Below are 14,678 nucleotides of genomic sequence, written 5' to 3' on the forward strand. Positions count from 1 at the left end.
GCGGACTTGGTTCCATGAAGACTTGAGAAAGGCCGACAACATCTGACCCGACTTCCCAATCAATTCCATTTGACCGCCAACACCCGATTTCATCGAGTATTAGTCATTGCCAGCACCCTGCTGGCAACGCCTATTTCAGCCGAGATACCCCCTGTTTGCAAGCCGGATTTGCCAATTTCAGAGGTACCTCACATCTGGCAAATCCAGGTCTAAAAAAGCCTTACGAAAAGAAACGGGTCAGGATCCAGGAGTAGGCCAATCCCCCCAGATAGACCCCGACGATCCCCATTACCCCGGACAAAACGGGAGGCGCCGGGATCGGCAATTTGAGGAAAGAAAACAACAAACCAACTATAAAGCCGGCCACCATCGCCAGTAGCACTTCATTCATATAACCTCCGATTTGACTCATTTTATTATTAGTTTAGATAGGAAAACGGTTGTCACCGCTCCATACGCGAACGCCACGGCAGATGCCGTGGCGTTCGTGTTTATATCCTGTCAGTCAGGCGGCGATTACATGCCGGACAGTGCCAGGAAGAAGCCTGCGATAGTGGCAGACATCAGGTTGGACAGAGAGCCAGCCAGTACGGCTTTCAGACCAAAGCGTGCAATGGTGCCGCGGCGGTTCGGCGCCATGGACCCCAGACCACCCAGCAGGATGGCAACAGAGGAGAGGTTGGCAAAACCACACAGCGCGAAGGAGATGATAGCCTTGGTGTGATCGGACATGGCCACACCGTTGATCAGCACTTCGTCTTTCAGGTACGGAGCGAAGTTCAGGTAAGCCACGAACTCGTTCACTACCAGCTTCTGACCGATGAAGGAACCAGCAACCACTGCTTCATTCCAAGGCACACCGATCAGGAAGGCCAGCGGGGAGAAGATCCAGCCCAACAGCAGTTCCAGAGAGAGTTGCGGATAACCGAACCAGCCACCCACACCGGAGAAGATGCCGTTGATCATGGCGATCAGACCGATGAAGGCCAGCAGCATGGCGCCGACGTTCAGGGCCAGTTGCATACCGGCAGAGGCGCCAGCAGCAGCAGCGTCAATGACGTTGGCAGGCTTGTCATCCAGCTCGGCATCGGCAGAGCTTTCGTCGTAGTTCGGGGTCTCGGTCTCGGGAACCAGCAGCTTGGCGAACAGCAGACCACCCGGTGCAGCCATGAAGGAGGCAGCAATCAGGTATTCCATCTTCACGCCCATGGAGGCGTAACCGGCCAGTACGGAACCGGCAACGGAAGCCAGACCACCACACATGACGGCGAACAGCTCGGAGTCAGTCATCTTGGAGATGTAGGGACGAACCACCAGCGGCGCTTCGGTCTGACCGACGAAGATGTTGGCAGTTGCAGACAGGGATTCGGTGCGGGAAGTACCCAGTACTTTCTGCAGACCGCCGCCCAGCAACTTGATGACCATCTGCATGATGCCCAGGTAGTAGAGCACTGCAATCAGGGAAGAGAAGAAGATGATGACCGGCAGAACACGGAAGGCAAAGACAAAGCCGCCGCCACCGAACACTTCAAACATCTTGTTGCTGACCAGACCGCCAAACAGGAAGTCGATCCCGTTCTGGCCGTAGCTGATCACGCTGGATACCGCGTCGGACACGCCGACCAGGATATCGCGACCAACCGGAACATAGAGAACAAACGCCCCCAGACCGGCTTGAATTGCGAACGCACCGACAACGGTACGGACGTTGATTGCCTTGCGATTGCTGGAGAACAGCACCGCGATAAGGACGAGCGTCGCCATCCCTACCAGACCCATGAACAAATTCATTATTATCTTCCTCTAGTAGCACCTGGCTTGTTAGCGAGTTGTTATTAAACCCAACTAATCAAGGGGAGCGCATTATACTAATTAAAGTCCGATAAAATAGAATGCTGGTCACATTTTATCGTTATCAAAATGTCCAAGTGTCACAAAATTAGACAGCAAACGATTTTTACGCTCATTTTTTTTCCTGACAACTAAATCAGGTGTTGCGAATTTGTTTCATGACTATTGGTCGTGATGGAAAATATGCCGGGCAGTTTCAAATAACACCTTGGCAACATCTGCCGATGATTCATCCCGCAATGTCATCAATATTTCCGCTATTTTCGGCAGCGCTTCCGGGGTATTCCGGGTGCCTTGCTCACCTTGTAAGGGCATATCGGGCGAATCGGTTTCCAGCACCAGAGCCTCGAGCGGCATAGCCCGAAATACCTCTCGCGTCTTGTTCGCCCGTTCAAAACTGATCACCCCGCCCACCCCGAGTCGAAAGCCCAGTTGCCAGAAAGCCTCCGCCTGCTGCAACGAACCGCTGAAAGCATGGATCACCCCACCACGAGGCGGCTTGAAGCGGCGCAACAGCTTGGCCACAGTGTCATTGGCGCGCACCGAGTGGATCATCAGGGGGAGCCCGACATCGGCAGCCAGCCGGATCTGAGCCTCAAACAGCGCAAGCTGCCCCTCCTGCGGCACGTGAGAACGGAGGTCCAGCCCGCACTCGCCTATGGCTACCAGCCCGGCAGGTTGGCTCATCACCAGCGTTCGCAGCCGATCCATCACCCCCTCACGCTGTTCACCGGCGTACCAGGGATGAACGCCCAGACCATAAAAGAGGCCGTCATGCTGAGCTGCCAGTGCCATCACACGAGTCCAGTTATCTTCTGCGATGGCAGGAATGATATACTCCGTCACTCCTAATGCCCGACAACGGGCCAGCAGCGCCTCCCTGTCCTGGTCGAACACCGGAAAGTCGAGATGGCAATGGGTATCTATCAGCTGCATATCACTCACACCTGTTTGCGGTATTTAATGGGTCATTGAACATGATGAACAACAGAAACAACGGCTTTACCCTGATTGAACTGGTGCTAGTGATCATAGTGCTGGGGATCCTGGCCGTCACCGCCCTGCCCCGCTTTATCAATATCAAGGATGATGCCCTGAAAAGCACGGTCTCGGCGACCGCTGGCAGCTTTGCCAGTGCAGTTCAGCTGGCTCATGCTGGGTGGACGGTGAAAGTACAGGGGCAAGACCTCGCACTGTATAACTTCAGTGGGATGGGCAATAAAGATTTGGATATCAACCACTACGGCTGGCCTGTGGGGACAAAAGAGGATCAGGGTAATCAAGGTGTTGATATTGTTTTCCCCGGAGGCACAAGTGACCAGATATCGGTCAGTAGCCCGGATGACTGCAAACTACTTTTCACTGGATTACTTGATACCAATCAAACCGTTCCTGACCTAGCAGACAAAAATACGGACACAGACTACACCTCTGAGATCATTGCTGCAGATGACCAAATTGACGGGGGGCTACGTCACGATAACTGCCGTTATATTCTTCGCGATTCTATCGGCCGCTTCCCGGATCACCCCAACGGCCTCGGCTTCGAGTACAACAGCGTTACCGGTGCCGTGACCCGCAATTTTGATTGAGCTCAGCCTCTTCTGCGCAAGCTCGCTCTTTGCTTGAATCATCATCATAACGAACCGGCGTACAGCAGCGCCGGTTCTCCTGAGTGAGCCCCCACTCCTCGCACCACGCGTCATAACGGGCCAACCAACGCAGCAATACCCCTTTCATCGTCACACCTCCGCCAACAGGTTCAGGTCAAAAACCATCCTAATCAGAGTCGACAAGGGGAGCAAGTCATCCCCATAACCGCGATCGGGCTGAATAAAATAGAGCCGGTCAGCATGGCTGACCGGCTCTTTTAAGATTCCCTGAAGAGGTTACACGATGAGCGACAGCTCATCAGCCTCACAGACTCTTCAGCTTCTCTTCCGGCAGGGCCAGCTCGTCGTTGTGGTTGACGCCGATACCGCGCTCCAGCACATGACGGGCGATGGCGTGCGCCTCTTCCAGCGAGTGCATGCTGTAGGTGCCGCACTGATACTCGTTCAGTTCGGGGATCTTGGCCTGATCCTGCACGGTCAGCACGTCGCTCATGGCCGCCTGCCAGGCTGCGCCAACACGGGCTTCGTCCGGCGCGCCGATCAGGCTCATGTAGAAACCGGTACGGCAACCCATGGGGGAGATATCGATGATCTCCACTCCATTGCCGTTCAGGTGATCACGCATAAAACCGGCGAACAGGTGCTCCAGCGTATGGATACCGCGCTCGGAGAGGATCTCCTGATTCGGTACGCAGAAACGCAGGTCGAACACGGTAATGGTGTCCTTGTTCGGGGTCTGCATGGTCTTGGCCACACGCACCGCTGGTGCTTCCATACGGGTGTGGTCAACGGTAAAACTGTCCAATAACGGCATTTCTGACTCCTGATTTGGTTACCAGAACCAGCCCCCACGGGAGAGCTGATCCTTGCATTGACGGTACTGGGCGCCGTAGCGCTGGGCGCGAGCTTCCACCTTGCGCGAGGTCTTCATCAACCACCCCTTGCTGCGATAGCTGCCACGCCGGTAGCCACCCCACCCTTCGTGATAGTTGAGGTACTGGCCATAGGCATCCCACTTGGAGGTGCCATTGAGCCGCTGGGCTTTGTTAGTGTACCAACCCATAAAATCGATGGCGTCGGCAAAATCATCGCGGTCACTCCAGCTGTTGCCGGTTTCCCGCTGGTAATCCGCCCAGGTTTCATCTTTGACCTGAGCATAACCATAAGCCGAACTGGCCCGCCCGGTCGGGATGAAAAGGAAATACTGCATCGGCGGCTGGGCATCATGTACGTAAGAGGACTCCTGATACATCATGGCCATCACCACATGGATCGGCGTCCCCCACTTCTCGTTCATCTTGAGCGCAGCCTTGTGCCACTCCGGCTTCTCGCGAAAGATCTGGCACAGATTTTCCGGCTGAGCCGGTGGACGGGTACTGCAAGCAGTCAGGCCCGCCAACAGGCTGGCGACCACCACGAAGCGCATCCACCCCATCAAATGAGGCCACACTTCAAGCCTCTGGTCAGGTAAAGAGATAGCCAAGGTCAGATCGCGTCTTCGTTCTCTTCGCCGGTACGGATACGAATGACACGCTCCACCTCGCAGACGAAGATCTTGCCATCACCAATCTTGCCGGTGCGGGCGGTGTTCTGGATCGCTTCCAGACAGGCATCGAGATCCTCGTCCTGCACCACCAGCTCCACCTTCACTTTCGGCAGGAAGTCGACCATATATTCGGCGCCGCGATAGAGCTCGGTATGGCCCTTCTGGCGGCCGAAGCCTTTTACTTCGGATACGGTCATGCCGTTGATGCCGATCTCGGCCAGGGCCTCGCGCACATCGTCCAGCTTGAACGGTTTGATGATGGCTTCAATCTTCTTCATGGTGACTCCTTACCAGTTCTGTTTGCCGAACCCGGATGTAATGGGGTAACGGCGATCCTTACCAAAGTTGCGAGCCGTAATGCGGGGCCCGACCGCCGCCTGACGGCGCTTGTATTCGTTGAGATCCACTAGCCGGATCACCTTGCGCACCACCGCTTCCTCGAACCCTTCTGCCACCATGTCGGCCACGGACGCATCCTCTTCCACGTAACGCTTGAGGATGGCATCCAAGATGTCGTATGGCGGCAGGCTGTCCTGATCCACCTGATCCGGTGCCAGCTCCGCTGAAGGAGGACGGTCGATAACCCGCTGCGGGATCACATAGTCAACCGAGTTGCGATATTCGCACAACTTGAAGACCAGCGTCTTGGGCACATCTTTCAGCACGTCGAAGCCACCGGCCATGTCACCGTACAGCGTGGCATAGCCGACCGCCATCTCGCTCTTGTTACCGGTGGTCAGCACGATACGACGACGCTTGTTAGAGAGCGCCATCAGCAGCACACCGCGGCAGCGGGCCTGCAGGTTCTCTTCGGTGGTATCGCGGGCGGTGCCTTCAAACAGCGGCGCCAGCTGGGTCATAAACCCTTCGAACATCGGCTCGATGGAGATGATGTTGAACTCAACCCCCATCCGCTCGGCCTGCTCCTTGGCATCTTCCACACTCATCTGAGCGGTGTAGCGGAACGGCATCATCACCGCCTGCACCTTGTCGGCACCGATGGCATCGGCCGCAATGGCCAGCGTCAGCGCCGAGTCGATGCCGCCGGAGAGACCCAGCACAGCGCCGTGGAAACCGTTCTTGGTAACGTAGTCGCGCACTGCCAGCACCAGCGCCTGATAGGTCTCGGCAAACGGCTCCAGCGGCGCAGCGGGTTCCCGCTCCTTCACCGGCTGGCCATCAGCAAAACGTACCAGCGCCAGCTCTTCGGCAAACGGGGCCAGCTTGTGAGTCAACTCGCCCTGGCTGCTGAACACCTTGGAGCAGCCGTCGAAAATCAGCTCGTCCTGACCGCAGACCTGATTGAGGTAGACCAGCGGCAGACCGGTCTGATCGCAGCGCTCCGCCATCAGCTCGCGGCGGATCCAGGGTTTCTCCTGATCGTATGGCGACGCATTGATGGTGAGCAGCAGCTCGGCCCCCGCCGCCTTGGCGGCCAGCGCCGGACCCGGTTGCCACAGATCTTCACAGATGAGCAGGCCCAGCTGGTGACCACGGAACGGCACCACGCAGGTCTCGGTCGCCGCGGTGAAGTAGCGCTTCTCATCAAACACACCGTAGTTGGGCAAGTCCTGCTTGAAGTAACGAGCAATCAGCTTGCCCTGCTCATAGAGTGACGCCGCGTTGTAGAGCGCCTCCCCTTCACGCCAGGGATGCCCGACCAAAATGGCACAGTTGCCCTGCCATTCGGCAACACGAGCCAACGCAGCTTCGACCCGCATCATCAGGTCGGCACGCAGCAGCAGATCTTCCGGTGGATAGCCGGTCAGGGCCAGCTCGGAGCAGACCAGCAGATCGGCACCTTGCTGTTCGGCCTGAGCCGCCGCAGCGAGCACTTTGTCAGTGTTATCTTCGATGGCGCCTACCGTCAGATTCAACTGGGCAAGCATCAGAGAGAGGGCTTTTGCCATGGCGATGCATCTTGAATTCGAAAATGATGGGGAATGATAAAGAAAAGGGGGGCAATCTGCCAGTTCAAGACAGGCGTAACCGTGTGACAGCAACCAGTGAGAAGGATAAGCTGTAGATAGTCACGGAACGACAGGCCTTCGCAGATATGAAAAACGCCGGATTTACCCTGATGGAGTTGATGATAGCCATTGCACTGGGCGTCATTCTGTTGGGGATTGGTATTCCTTCCCTCTCTAACCTGCTTGGCAGCAATAATTTGGCGACCCAGGAAAAGAGTCTGCTAAACCACTTAAACTATGCGAGACAACAGGCTATCTCCAACCAGCAGACCGTCACGCTTTGCCTGACCACCGTGACACTGAGTAATAACATGGCAGTCGAAGGTTGTATCCCAGCCAATCAGCGTGGAGCTAACCGACTACTCGCATTTATCGACAGCAATAGCGACCTGAAGCTTAATGGCAGTGAGGCCACGATGGCGGCAAGTCCCGAATTTCCCGCAAATCTGGCCATTTCTGCGGATGCACAGGCGCTGCGCTTCACCCCAGATGGCACCATTACGTCTGACAGCGAGGTCATCTTTTCACTCTGTGTAAGCGGCGAAAAGGGCGTTCAGATTGAAGTTATGCCTGCCGGGCGTGCCCATAGCCAGGCAAGTGGTGCTGTATGTCCATGACCAGCATTAACTACCGCGAAACACACACGAGCACAAAAGGATCCATTTCAATCCAATAGCTATGCTTAGAGTCTCCTTTGCATAAGGACTCATACGCTATGGCACGAAATGGATTTACCCTGCTTGAGTTTTTGATATCGGCAAGCCTGACAACCATCCTGCTGACCTTAGGACTGCCGTCATTGGCAAATCTGCTGACATCTACCGACAGCGACATCTACACAAGAAACCTGCTGGACCACCTGATCTTCGGCCAACGGCAAGCCATCACACAGCAGCAACCCGTCACAGCATGTCTTGCCATGCCTGTCAGAAACTCCACAAAAGAAGGCTGTGTACTCGCAAATCAAACCGGCGCCCAGCGCATGCTTGTCTTTCTCGACATCAATCAGGATCGCCAATTCGATATTGCAAATGGCGATATCTTGTTATCAGCAACAGAACCCTTTCTTGAAAAACATACCGTGACGGCCAATCGACAATTTGTGCGATTTAGTCCAGATGGCACTGCGATTGGCACCAACATGACACTCCGGTTTTGTATCGACCAGGCACCTCGAGTCGATATCATCGTTTCCCCATCCGGCAGAAGCAGAAGCGAAAAAAAGGGGCTGAGTTGTTCCTAGCCCCTTTACCCTACTCAATAACCAACGTTATCTGGGTTGGATTTCATCTTGTTTTTTTGCATCAGCCAGCGAAAAGGTGGCCGCCAAAGGAACGCACTCGATTACCTCTGTCACAAGATGCACCACCCCATCAATCTCATAACCTTTCTGTTTAAACACCCTGACAAGATTTGCCTTGCTCGTATCAACAACCGGTTGCTGCAACACCATCTGCATGCCACCTTCCAGAGTGACATAACATTTAATGTCTTCCGTTTGAGCCTGAACCAACAAGGGTAAGCCCAAACACCAGAGCAGCATGCGTTTCATCCCTGTTCTCCTTCATAGAGATAAATTTTCTTGGGAGACATATCCATTGTTGCCTCCTCCGCACCTTGTGAGCATTCTCCTTCGCCGGTACAACGTTCTGACTCTCCCTGTCCATCATCTTTGAGGATGACCTCCTTGCCCGGAGCGCCACCTATAATCCTGATCCGGCCATCATCCCCACCATGAATAACCAGATCATCAGCAACCTTATTTTGCACCTCTACGTAACGCTGAATAACTTCCTGATTGTTGCTATCCAGCACATATTTGAACGAAGTGCCATAGTGCATATCAATCATATATTGGCGCATGGCACCGATCGATTGAATCGTACATTGTTGGAAGTCCTGTACCTGAGGCAAGAAGGAGGTGAAATAGAGCTTGCCTTGCAACACCAAACCAGCCCCCATTGATTTTTCACCGCTTTCATTGAGCCAGAATTTCCATCCCAACTTGCTGGTCAACGCCTTGGTGGTGTTTACAATCTGCTCTTCATTCAAACCCGTAAAGGGATCGCTGGTCACATCGTAGAGATCGTTCAGTGTGATACTTGATGGCACCGCTGGTTCAGACGTTGCCCCAAACAAGGTTGGATTAACATTGTAGTCACGTAGCATCACATACACATTTTGGGTTGTCGCCTCCGAGGAGGGGCGGTTTCTATCACCACTGCCTATCAATACAGCATCAAACGGGCGCTCACTGTAAAGATAGTTTGTCCCATCATACTTCCAGCCTTTATTGATGGTGCGCACCAATACGGGCTGTGTAAAGAAACGGCGATCATCTTCCAGCTTCTTGGCTGTTCCACTTAAATGTGCATTTCCCAAACTGGCAAACTTGATGGCCGTCCATTTGGATTTTTCTGTCCCCTTCATGTCGATACGCCAGATCTGACCGCCGGTATCACCCGCATAAACCCGGTCAGATACACCATCTCCATCGCTGTCCAGCACAGAAACAGCGCCTGGCATGCTATAAACCATGCCTGCAACCTGTTTGTTGGTTGCACTGGCCGCATCCGGGGTAAAGCTGAACAACAGCGTGCCAGCCTCAGCATCCACGATATAAATACCCAACCCTTCACTGTCTTCAGCCCCCTGGCCCAAATAGCTCTTGGCCTGATCATAACCTCCGGAGAATATCAGGACTGGCTTATAGGTTTTTTTACCATTGGTTTCTGTGTAATAACCGGGAATAAACGCAACCTCGGGGATCGACCAGGTCTCGCCCAGTTTGCTGAAACCGGCGCTGTTTTTATCCAACCGCCACATCAGCGAAGGGGAGTCCGGATTGGATATATTCAACGCATAATAGGCTTTGCCACCACCCCGCAGCCCGGTAAATAACCACACCTTGTCACCTTGTGACGACTTGATATGACCATCTTTTACTTGCTCATTGACCAGCACTGTAGGCGATGCATCCACACCATAGAGATGCACTGATGAGTCCATGTTCTCTCGCAGTGCTTTCTGATTCGCGATAAATTGATAAGGCATAACGGCCCAGCTTTCATCAACCGTGGCGCCGCTGTCTTTAAACATATGCAAGAAGCCGGCATTACTTCCCATCACAAGGCGCAAGTCAGGTGTACATGTAGTCTGTCCTGTCGACGTTGTACAACCGTAGTTGATCACTAATGGCCGTGAATGCAACGGGTCACCAAGAATATGCTCCCGATTATCTGTTCTATCACCATCCTGATTCTCATCAAACGCATCAATCCCCTTGGTCCAATTAAGCAGGTCATCCATGCTATCAGCACTATCAAGCTTCATGGCAGTGCGTAGCTGCGTCGCCCCGCCTGCCATGCCCTCAAGAGCAGACTTGCTAAAGGGAGTTAATGTATTAGTGGAAGGGGGAATAACATAAAGATTGCGATTGGTTTTAGCTGCCAGCATCTCTTGTACCCCACCCTCGGCAACGTTATTACCATCACTAGTGGATGACCAATAGGTTTTAGCTGACTTGAGGATGGTTCCATCACCAGCGATAGCAGGCAAGCCTGTTTGATCAACCACGTAACCTTTCTCCGGCGCAAGAACCAGTTTCTTCAGGTTACCCTTCCATCTCGGGCCTGCTCCGGGTTCAAACATAGCGTAGTAGATATTATTAAGGCTGCGAGTTCGGTCAAAGTTATTAGTGGCTATGGCAGGAGAGACCAGCGAGGCATTCATCTTCAAGATAGCCAGCAATGATGACTTTAACGCTTCGTTAAGTTGGGTTGCATCGGTAGCGGGGTAATATTTACCGCCACCACGACGTGCTGTTTCAGCCAATAGAACGCCAGCCCCCTTAATTGCATCATCACCAAACCCGACGGTAAAGGTAGTGACGGTTTGCTTATTTTTAACTGACGTATTGATATCATTGTTTTTCATATAACCAGCAAGTGCAGCAAGGTAACTTTTATCTTTGCCTGTCCCATAACCGACCGTGCCACTATAACTAGGCTTATTAGGATCAGTTGAGCTGTTGAGCAATCCTGCCACCAAACTATCCGCGGCAGCATCATACGTTGGGGCACCATCAGTCATATAAATGACATAGCCATTATCGGAACACTTATCGTATGGCGATTTATACTTATTAGCGGTGAGAATTTCGGCATTAGGGTCTCGCTGAGGATTGCGACTCACATCATCATCGCCAAAGTAGATGTCAAGCCCACCAAAATAGCGATAGGCTTCATACATTGTTTCGCACAAAGGCGTCCATGTCTCCGCCGAAAGGCTATTTGACTTGTCAATAAGATCCTGAGCGCCGGTTTTACCGCCAGCCAAGATGGCGTCATTACCCATGATGTGCCTAATGATACGACCACCATTTTTATTGGTACTGCTGTTGCCATCATTTTGGTTAAATACCGCAAGGCCAAAATCTACCGCTGGCGTAGATCGAACCAACTCCCTCAACGCCTGTTTAGCTACATTTAGTCTCGATGTGGTAATGGTGGAAGGTGCATAATACCAACGTAAATAGTTTGCGGTATATATGGTCAGCACTTCTGTCCCACCCGTATTCGGGACGACAGGAGTAGCACTATCAACCCATGGTATGTTAATATTAGTGTTGTTTGATCTATTTACAGGGTAACCTTTAGTAGTTCCTGAGACAGACTGATATGAGCCGGTAAAACCGCTATTATCATTGTTTTTTGCTGAAATGTCCTGTTGACAATCCACTATATTGGTTGTGTTGGACGCATAGTTCTTTAATGGCTTCCACTCCCCTTTCCTTTTAGCTCCAGTGCCAGACACCTCATAATTCCAATAGACAGATGAGAATAGTCCAATTTGGTTAAGAGGCTCCCGAGATGTGGCACAAGCATTTTTACTCGTTGAGAACCGTCTGGTATTGTTACTATCTAACGTTTGAGGGGGAGTTCCATTTGTTGAGTAATAGAGAAAACTGTTACTCCCATCATCATATGCCAATCTTGGATAAGGAAATTCAGGGTCATACTCTTCCTTTCCTAGCAAAGTTGTTTCGCCCATACTGCCTGAGTTATCGAATATAAATAGAACCTTTGGCCGAAAATCCCCGGCTTTGGCAAAGTCATAAATAAACAACTCGGTATCGTCGGAATAACCAGTACCTACCGCCAAAGATCCCCCTGATATTCCGCAACACAATACCAGCAAGCTTGTAAACAAACAGTTCCTTATGTTCATCACCCGCTCCCTAATTGGCACTGAGCAAGGGTTGTTCTACCCCGGCAGTAAAGGTCATTTGGCTATTCACCTTGCCATAAGCACTGGATGTGGTGGCTTCAGCATAACGACAAGCTGGCGTTACATTCTGGCTACTGGCTTCAAATTTTCGTTTGCATACACTTTCTGTATTGACTGTCAAAGTAGTAGCAGGAGTGGTAGTGCCTATTGCCGCCGAAGTACCAATTGCCTGCGTTGCAATTTGTGTTGAGAGAGAAGTATCGCTCAATGCAGACTCCAGAGTACCTTCAACTTCGTGCTCCGCTCGTTGCAAACTGGCACTAGAACCCGCCATCTTCAGACTCATACCACTGGATTGCATGACGACTACCGCAATCAGAGTCAAGGGAACCAGAATAACCAGTGCAACAATCAATGCTACACCCTGGTTTTTTTTAACCAATCTCATGTTCCACCTCGGGTGGTTATTTGTTGATTGCGTAATGCAATACTGCTTTCCAAGAGCAGACGGCGATAACCATCACCACCACCATTAACCGTAATATTACCGAGTTGATAGCTATTGTTATTCTTATAGCGACTTGATTCCCGAGCGGCTCTAATCAGTAAGAAAAGCCGAGCCCCCAATACTCGCCCCTCATTCCAGCGCTGTGTTGTCATTTGGTCCGTTGACATATATCTGTCTATACGTCCATCAGGTATCAAGGAATCGTCAACTCCATACATCAGCACCATCTGTTCAACGCCTTCGGCCATAGCACCACCAATCAGAGAAGAACCACCATTGACGGTCAAATAGCGCTTGCGTAAGACAGGAATACCATCTTCTTGTGACAGGTAATAAATATAGTGCTGGTATTCCCAGACCTGGCTCTCATTATTGGCACCAAAGAGTGGTCTGGTTTCGCTTCCCTTGATGACTCTCGCCTCCTGACTATTGGCTGCCATATAAAAGCGGTTTGTGTCCAATCCCTCTGATGCTGGTATAGGACGCCCTACCAGTCGCTTGATACTGATTACATCCGAGTTTGCCACTCGGTCGTTGGCATCAATACAAGTAAAACCACTCAATCCCTTGCTTGCGGAAACCCGTGAAACCCAAAGCCCGCGAATTGGCCCAAGAGGTGATGGCAAACTACCGACAGAGCGCTCATCCAGACAATCACTGGCTGATAAAATGGTACTGCCAGTGCTCAGCGACAGTGAGGAGCCAACTTGTGTTGACTGGCCGGTATAAGCTCCAAAAAAACCAGCCCATTTGATATCCTGGCTAATCAGTCGAATGGCCAATCGACCATTTTCCTGTAATTCACTTTGATCAAAGGCATCTTCAGAGCTGGAGCGAGACATCACAAAAACTGTGAATACCCCCGCCAACAAAAATAGACCGAGCAGCATAGCGACCAGCCACTCTACCAGCGTGAAACCGCGAGAATTCATAAAGTCGTCGTCAGAATAAACTGGCGCCTCGAAAGATTATTTGCTGTCGAGAGTTGACACTCATTGATCAGCGTTGCTGCGGCGGCAGCAGCCCCCCCATCAGATATCTCTTGTTTGCCAGCCCAGAATATCCCGACAGCCAATACATTATTGGCCCGCCGCACCACGCAGCCTATCGGTGAATTCAAGGAAGATGCCGCCCCCGACACACTGGCCCCAAGCAGGGCTTGTTGCCAGTAGTGAAGGTCGGCGTTACGTAAATCTGCAGCACTGCACGCGCTGATTGTGCCATCTGCGGCGGCGCATGTCGGACGTGGCAAGTTGGCTGCAAGATTAACGCTCACTGCACCGGATGCGGTCCAGCTATCGCGATTTATCCGTACCCGTTCAACCATATCGTTAGCCAACCAGCTGGCAATCGTGCGCTGACGAGCTTCATAACTGGCAAATTTGGAATGGGTTTGCAAAGCAACCAGACCAAGCAGCCCCAACGACAGGATGACTGCGGTGATCATCACCTCCAGCAGGCTGAATCCTCTCTCATGTGATGAAACATGACTGGCCATGGGTTATTCCCAACAGCTATTGCTAGCTGCACCGGAAGCACTTTTGACACCCAACTGATTAATGGAAAACACTGTGCAATCGGTATCTTTGGCTTGGGCCGTCGTCGCACCAGCACTGGCTGACAAGGTGTAGGTGTTGCCTGATACGGCAATAGATAATTGATACAGGCCATTCTCAGATGCACTACTGATACCAAGAGCAGCAGCAGAGGATGCATACTGATTGAAATCCATAAAATAGGTTTCTTGCCGATTGGCCGCATTCAACAGCATGCTCTTGGCTTCGACACGATGACTGGTCAGTACATATTGCTGATAGGCGGGATAAGCGATGGTGCCAAGAATCGCCACGATGGCGATGACAATCATCAACTCAATAAGAGAAAAGCCACGAAAGTATCCAATCATATCCCATCCTTGGTGACAGACTGCTTCATAAGTTTAACGCCGAGCCTGTCTCTTG

Annotated in this window: 17 protein-coding genes; 3 read left to right on the plus strand and 14 right to left on the minus strand. The window is 52.1% G+C overall.

What is annotated here, in order from left to right:
* Positions 1-220 precede the first annotated feature (220 nt).
* The 3 genes from AB5Y99_RS15145 to AB5Y99_RS15155 form a co-directional block, all read right to left on the minus strand.
* Complete coding sequence (locus AB5Y99_RS15145; RefSeq protein WP_005340467.1) at positions 221-391, minus strand: XapX domain-containing protein; 171 nt, start codon at positions 389-391, stop codon at positions 221-223.
* Positions 392-516: 125 nt separating this feature from the next.
* Positions 517-1,791: a NupC/NupG family nucleoside CNT transporter gene (locus tag AB5Y99_RS15150; protein ID WP_019445565.1), complete on the minus strand. Its 1,275-nt coding sequence runs from the start codon at positions 1,789-1,791 to the stop codon at positions 517-519.
* A gap of 222 nt (positions 1,792-2,013) precedes the next feature.
* Positions 2,014-2,787, minus strand: a complete 774-nt coding sequence (locus tag AB5Y99_RS15155) for a TatD family hydrolase (RefSeq protein ID WP_368210053.1) — start codon at positions 2,785-2,787, stop codon at positions 2,014-2,016.
* A gap of 41 nt (positions 2,788-2,828) precedes the next feature.
* Here AB5Y99_RS15155 and tppF point away from each other — a divergent pair, with 41 nt between their 5' ends.
* Positions 2,829-3,443, plus strand: a complete 615-nt coding sequence (tppF, locus tag AB5Y99_RS15160; RefSeq protein WP_323892679.1) for a type IVa pilus pseudopilin TppF — start codon at positions 2,829-2,831, stop codon at positions 3,441-3,443.
* On the opposite strand, the gene AB5Y99_RS15165 is transcribed toward tppF, so the two are convergent.
* The 5 genes from AB5Y99_RS15165 to AB5Y99_RS15185 all read right to left on the minus strand — a co-directional run bounded on the left by AB5Y99_RS15165 (position 3,412) and on the right by AB5Y99_RS15185 (position 6,920).
* Positions 3,412-3,591, minus strand: a complete 180-nt coding sequence (locus AB5Y99_RS15165) for a DUF5363 family protein (protein ID WP_075113932.1) — start codon at positions 3,589-3,591, stop codon at positions 3,412-3,414. The genes tppF and AB5Y99_RS15165 overlap by 32 nt on opposite strands.
* 177 nt (positions 3,592-3,768) lie before the next feature.
* Positions 3,769-4,278, minus strand: a complete 510-nt coding sequence (gene luxS, locus AB5Y99_RS15170) for an S-ribosylhomocysteine lyase (protein ID WP_005340462.1) — start codon at positions 4,276-4,278, stop codon at positions 3,769-3,771.
* A gap of 18 nt (positions 4,279-4,296) precedes the next feature.
* Positions 4,297-4,890 (minus strand): hypothetical protein, encoded by a 594-nt coding sequence (locus AB5Y99_RS15175; RefSeq protein ID WP_013724120.1) that lies wholly within the window; start codon positions 4,888-4,890, stop codon positions 4,297-4,299.
* A 59-nt stretch (positions 4,891-4,949) separates the two neighbouring features.
* On the minus strand, positions 4,950-5,288 hold the full coding sequence (glnB, locus tag AB5Y99_RS15180; protein ID WP_005308848.1) for a nitrogen regulatory protein P-II: 339 nt from the start codon (positions 5,286-5,288) through the stop codon (positions 4,950-4,952).
* Between the two features lie 9 nt (positions 5,289-5,297).
* Positions 5,298-6,920: an NAD+ synthase gene (locus AB5Y99_RS15185; RefSeq protein ID WP_236316910.1), complete on the minus strand. Its 1,623-nt coding sequence runs from the start codon at positions 6,918-6,920 to the stop codon at positions 5,298-5,300.
* Between the two features lie 146 nt (positions 6,921-7,066).
* Here AB5Y99_RS15185 and AB5Y99_RS15190 point away from each other — a divergent pair, with 146 nt between their 5' ends.
* Both AB5Y99_RS15190 and AB5Y99_RS15195 read left to right on the plus strand, forming a co-directional pair.
* Positions 7,067-7,597: a GspH/FimT family pseudopilin gene (locus tag AB5Y99_RS15190; protein ID WP_323892686.1), complete on the plus strand. Its 531-nt coding sequence runs from the start codon at positions 7,067-7,069 to the stop codon at positions 7,595-7,597.
* 98 nt (positions 7,598-7,695) lie between these two features.
* Entirely contained in the window at positions 7,696-8,223 is a 528-nt protein-coding gene (locus AB5Y99_RS15195; protein WP_323892687.1) for a GspH/FimT family protein, read from the plus strand.
* A 27-nt stretch (positions 8,224-8,250) separates the two neighbouring features.
* On the opposite strand, the gene tapY2 is transcribed toward AB5Y99_RS15195, so the two are convergent.
* The 6 genes from tapY2 to AB5Y99_RS15225 are packed head-to-tail and all read right to left on the minus strand — an operon-like array spanning position 8,251 to position 14,623.
* Entirely contained in the window at positions 8,251-8,532 is a 282-nt protein-coding gene (tapY2, locus tag AB5Y99_RS15200; RefSeq protein ID WP_323892689.1) for a type IVa secretion system protein TapY2, read from the minus strand.
* Positions 8,529-12,209 (minus strand): PilC/PilY family type IV pilus protein, encoded by a 3,681-nt coding sequence (locus tag AB5Y99_RS15205; protein WP_323892692.1) that lies wholly within the window; start codon positions 12,207-12,209, stop codon positions 8,529-8,531. The genes tapY2 and AB5Y99_RS15205 overlap by 4 nt, the downstream gene beginning before the upstream one ends.
* A 10-nt stretch (positions 12,210-12,219) precedes the next feature.
* Positions 12,220-12,657 carry a type IVa pilus pseudopilin TppD gene (gene tppD, locus AB5Y99_RS15210; protein ID WP_074042661.1) on the minus strand — a complete coding sequence of 146 codons (438 nt, stop codon included), beginning with the start codon at positions 12,655-12,657 and terminating at the stop codon, positions 12,220-12,222.
* Positions 12,654-13,649: a PilW family protein gene (locus AB5Y99_RS15215; protein ID WP_323892695.1), complete on the minus strand. Its 996-nt coding sequence runs from the start codon at positions 13,647-13,649 to the stop codon at positions 12,654-12,656. The genes tppD and AB5Y99_RS15215 overlap by 4 nt, the downstream gene beginning before the upstream one ends.
* Positions 13,646-14,215: a type IV pilus modification protein PilV gene (gene pilV / locus AB5Y99_RS15220; protein ID WP_323892698.1), complete on the minus strand. Its 570-nt coding sequence runs from the start codon at positions 14,213-14,215 to the stop codon at positions 13,646-13,648. Before pilV ends, AB5Y99_RS15215 begins: the two co-directional genes overlap by 4 nt.
* A 3-nt stretch (positions 14,216-14,218) precedes the next feature.
* On the minus strand, positions 14,219-14,623 hold the full coding sequence (locus AB5Y99_RS15225) for a type IV pilin protein (RefSeq protein WP_019445575.1): 405 nt from the start codon (positions 14,621-14,623) through the stop codon (positions 14,219-14,221).
* Positions 14,624-14,678: the final 55 nt, after the last annotated feature.

It is taken from the genome of Aeromonas sp. R4-2, from assembly GCF_040908295.1.
Taxonomy (GTDB): Bacteria; Pseudomonadota; Gammaproteobacteria; order Enterobacterales; family Aeromonadaceae; genus Aeromonas; species Aeromonas veronii.